The organism is Nitrososphaerota archaeon (genome assembly GCA_016872055.1).
Classification (GTDB): domain Archaea; phylum Thermoproteota; class Nitrososphaeria; order Nitrososphaerales; family Nitrosopumilaceae; genus Nitrosotenuis.
In genome coordinates, this window is sequence record VHBH01000025.1 from 1 (window position 1) to 3,814 (window position 3,814).

Annotated in this window: 4 protein-coding genes and 1 tRNA gene; 4 read left to right on the plus strand and 1 reads right to left on the minus strand. The window is 41.0% G+C overall.

Translation table 11 applies throughout. The features are described 5' to 3' along the window. Both FJ354_07090 and FJ354_07095 read left to right on the plus strand, forming a co-directional pair. Window positions 1–620: Kae1-associated serine/threonine protein kinase (locus FJ354_07090; protein ID MBM3906416.1), on the plus strand; the 620-nt coding region annotated here is incomplete at its 5' end. Beyond that, the gene (locus FJ354_07095; GenBank protein MBM3906417.1) at window positions 604–1,161 is read left to right on the plus strand and encodes a non-canonical purine NTP pyrophosphatase; all 558 of its coding nucleotides are present in this window, start codon (window positions 604–606) and stop codon (window positions 1,159–1,161) included. The genes FJ354_07090 and FJ354_07095, both read left to right, overlap by 17 nt. On the opposite strand, the gene FJ354_07100 is transcribed toward FJ354_07095, so the two are convergent. Beyond that, window positions 1,133–2,155 carry a 4-demethylwyosine synthase TYW1 gene (locus FJ354_07100; GenBank protein MBM3906418.1) on the minus strand — a complete coding sequence of 341 codons (1,023 nt, stop codon included), beginning with the start codon at window positions 2,153–2,155 and terminating at the stop codon, window positions 1,133–1,135. The genes FJ354_07095 and FJ354_07100 overlap by 29 nt on opposite strands. Before the next feature lie 394 nt (window positions 2,156–2,549). Between FJ354_07100 and FJ354_07105 the strand changes: the two genes are divergently transcribed. Together FJ354_07105 and FJ354_07110 are read left to right on the plus strand one after the other, a co-directional pair. Continuing rightward, window positions 2,550–3,554, plus strand: a complete 1,005-nt coding sequence (locus FJ354_07105; protein ID MBM3906419.1) for a magnesium transporter CorA family protein — start codon at window positions 2,550–2,552, stop codon at window positions 3,552–3,554. Between the two features lie 179 nt (window positions 3,555–3,733). Continuing rightward, window positions 3,734–3,805 (plus strand) — tRNA-His (locus FJ354_07110). The last annotated feature ends 9 nt before the right edge of the window (window positions 3,806–3,814 follow it).

Genomic DNA, 3,814 nt, shown 5'->3' on the forward strand with positions numbered 1-3,814 from the left:
TGAAACTGATCAAAAAAGGTGCCGAAGGCGACATTTATCTTACTAAATTTGACAACATGCCCGCAATTCTCAAGACGAGAAAAACAAAACCATACCGACATCCGATACTGGATGGCAAAATAAGAAAGCAGCGAACCATACGGGAAGCAACCATTCTTTCTGAGGCAAAATACGTTGGGATCAGAACACCCCTGATCTATTTGGTAAACACCAACGATTGTACTATTCTGATGCAGCAAATCAATGGAGCTATAGTCAGAGACCTAAAAGACGCCAAGCTAAAATCTGCGTGTATGGAAATTGGCAGAATCACTGCCACACTGCACAAAAATGGCATAATTCACGGCGATCTTACCACGTCAAATTTCATATCCAAAAACGACAAAATCTATGCAATTGATTTTGGCCTTGCACAAAAATCAATCAGAGTAGAAGACCACGCGGTGGATTTGCGACTATACAAAGAAATTCTTGGTAGCGCTCATGTAAAAATAATGCTGGAATTGTGGAATGCGTTTCTAAAAGGATACAAGTCAATCACAGGTACAGAACGATTCAACAAGGTACTGGCCCAATTATCAATAATAGAGGGAAGGGGAAGATATGCGAGAATGGAGTGATGTGTATTTTGTGTCCTCAAATAAACACAAGTATCTGGAAGCAAAGGAAATTTTATCCTCATTTGGAATAAGGCTGGGATTCTTACAGGCAAGCTTGCTGGAAATCCAGTCTGATTCTTTATCAGAGATTGCCAAGACAAAGGCACTAGATGCGTTTTCAAAATGCAAAAAGCCCATAATTATAGAGGATGATGCTCTGGTCATTTCGTCGCTTGGTGGCTTTCCGGGACCGTATTCGTCATACGTCTTTGATACTATTGGCAACAAGGGAGTAATTGATCTGATAAGGGGAAGCAGGTCGGCAAAATTCTATGCTACAATATCTTATTGTGACAAAAAAAGAAAACCGATTCTTTTTGAGGGAATTACTCTGGGCAAAATCGCAAAAAGGATCTCAGGTAAGGGCTGGGGATATGATCCAATATTTGTCCCTAGGGGGAAAACCAAGACTTATGCGCAAATTCCTGACAAAAACACCATGTCTCATAGGTATCGTGCGCTGGCAAAATTTGCTAGCTGGTTTGTGCGTACGCAGAGATAAAGGGGTTGATCTTTCTTTGTTGGTTTTGCAACAATACTATTCTTGATGCCATGCTCACATCAATTTCTGAATAGATCTTACTTTTTTCAGCTAGCTTACCTGCAAAGTAGCTGACCTCCTCAAATTCAAGCATGTCAGAGCGGGCAAGCCTGTTTGTGGAGCGGCCAATATGCATGTAGGATTTTATCTCTATAAAATGCACATTTGCGCGCCTTATCATATCTGCAAACGCTGGAATCATTTCCTCAAAATCATTATGGTTTCTGATCATGGTCATTCGAAGAACAGTTCGTGTATCCATGTTTTGCAATAATTCTAGGGACTGGTTCCATCTCTCCCATGAATCTGAATATCTTGGCTTGTTTATTCTCATAAAGGAGTCACAGTCTGCGGCATTTGTGGACAAATAGATCTGTGTTGGTAGTGCATCCTCATCTTGGAGGCGTCTGAGCATCTGTGGTTCCTGGCCATTTGTTACAAGAAATATTGATTTTGTTGCAGGCAGCGTCTTGAGGTATCTTATTAGTTCTGGAAGCTTGGGGTACATGGTAGGCTCGCCAGAAAGCGATATTGCGTAATGTGCAGGTAGTAGTGACTCGTCAAGTTTTTTGTGGATTGATTTTGGATCACCGTAATGACCCATGATCAGTTTTTCTCGTTCTGCCATCAGCTTGGTTATGATGTCTTGTGGTTCTGCCACGTTTTGTGGACTCATCTCCAACGAGTCATAAAACTCCATTGGGCGCCAGCAATAGACGCACCTGTTCTCACAATACATTCCTGCAGGGGAAAACTCCATGCACTGATGTGTTGATATGCCGTAGAACTTGTGCTTGTAGCAGCTTTCTTCTCCCTTGAATGATTTTTTTGTCCAGTGGCATAATTCTACAGTGGAGTGATCTGATATTCCATACTTGGCCTTTTTGAGCTGTTGCTGGATGGATGACTTGATTTGGATAATGTCGTTTTCTACGAACTCGCCTGAGCAACTCATGATGTTTTTCGTGCTGTGGTTTTACTTAATTTTTCATTTTATGGGTCGAGCCTAATTTTGGTGTAAAAATTATTTCATTATATTTGGATCTTTATTATAAAAATTCATACAAAATGTTAAATACAAAAAATTCCTATAACAATTGATGCGGAAGGATGTAAAATCCAACAAATAGTCCGCGCGTGGCTCAGTGGAACGATATAGTGAACCATGAACGCTCAGGCGTTATGGTATAGAGAGGCATTCTCTCATGTTCTACGCTTGGGGCCACGCCCGCACATTTTTAACATATATGAAAAATTATGCAGTTTGTGTAACGATTGTTTGCAATACAATAATCAAAGCTTAAATTAAAATTCAGAGAGGCTTAGCTGAATTGAAAAAAGAACTTTTCATCTCGAGGTTGCCACATTTGCGAAGACACCCCCAACCCACTGAGATAATCCAAAACAAGCTGGAAACAATTCAGGGAAATGGCTTTACTTGGACTGACATTCAAAACCCTGACCGCGCAGAAATTGAAAAGCTGGGACAAATGTATAATTTTAATGCCTTAAACCTGGATGATTCTATCTCGAAGATCCAACTCGCAAAAATAGACAACTACGAGGATCATTCCTTTGTTATCTTGCATTTTCCGCCACTCGCACTAAAGCGCGGCATGTCGCGATTTAACCAGCTTGCGGTATTCATCGGAAAGGACCATCTGGTTACCATACACTATGGAGAGCTTAAGCCGCTAGTGGAAATGGTGAGCCACTGCAAAGATGATTCCAAATACAGAAATGAACTACTTGGAAAGTCGTCTGGATTTCTGCTATACAAAATAGTTGATGCTCTAGTAGACGAACTTCTACACACGTTGCGCAGAATTGTGGAGAATCTAGATGAGATAGAAGACGATGTCTTTGATGAAAACAAGTCCACACCAAAAAAGATCTCACTATTGAGGCGTGAAATCACAATACTGCGTCGTATAGTTCATCCACTGCGAAAAACCGTTCTGGAAACGTCAAAGAACACACAACGATTCTCTAATTCAGATGATGATCTGGTGATTCACTTTGATGATGTAATTGATCACATTGACAAAGTGGCAGAAACGCTGGATGAGGCAAAAGAAACAATGGAGATCTATAAAGACACTGACTTTCTACTCTCTACTGAAAAATCAAACAAAATACTTGCAACACTTACCATAATATTCACACTAACAATTCCACCGACTGTAGTTGGTGCCATCTATGGCATGAACATAAATCTGCCAGGTGGAACCGAGACAGGAAGTTGGAATTTTCTTGGAGAATATACGGCACTGATAATAATGCTGATTCTGTCTATGATACCATCTGGGCTGTTGTATGCCTATTTTTTTAAGAAGAAATGGCTTGCTGACTAGCGAACCCACGGAAATAGGTAGTTTACGCCCCACCAAACTACGGCTACAGTTATTGCCATTCCAATGAACCAGCCTTTGCCTTGCATAATCGGTCTTTTTTATAGGGAATAATAAAAATTTGTCCTTGATTTTCAGCTGTAGTTAGGTTAATAGTGGATCTGCCGGCTTAAGATTTTGCGGCCTTCGTAGTACAGTGGCTAGTATAGGGGACTGTGGATCCCCGGACAGGGGTTCGATTCCCCTCGAGGGCCTACACCTTT